The 344-nt window shown below is 32.3% G+C and carries 1 protein-coding gene; it reads left to right on the top strand.

Annotated features, from left to right (window positions below):
* Nucleotides 1-344, top strand: a 344-nt coding sequence (locus ACJDTP_RS27555) for a PTS system mannose/fructose/sorbose family transporter subunit IID (protein WP_406763019.1), incomplete at both ends; no start/stop codon positions are given.

The raw sequence follows: 344 nt of genomic DNA, 5'->3' as shown, positions 1-344 counted from the left end.
TAATTTTCTTCATAGGATTCAATGCAATAAGACTTGCAACAAACTGGTATGGAATGTTCTATGGATATGAAAAAGGAACTCAATTAGTTGCTGATATGGGAGGAAATAAACTTAGATATCTTACAGAAGGTGCTTCAGTACTTGGATTACTTGTTATAGGTGGTCTTGTTTCAAAATGGACAACTGTTAATATACCTTTTGTTCTCTCTAAATATACACAAGCTGATGGAAAAGAAGTAGTTACAACTATTCAAAGTGTACTAGACAGCTTAATGCCAGGATTAGTTCCGCTTTTACTAACATTTTTATGTATGTATCTATTAAAGAAGAACGTGAATCCATTA

It is taken from the genome of Candidatus Clostridium helianthi (genome assembly GCF_045310795.1).
Taxonomy (GTDB): domain Bacteria; phylum Bacillota; class Clostridia; order Clostridiales; family Clostridiaceae; genus Clostridium; species Clostridium helianthi.
This window is presented reverse-complemented; position numbering and strand designations above follow the sequence as displayed.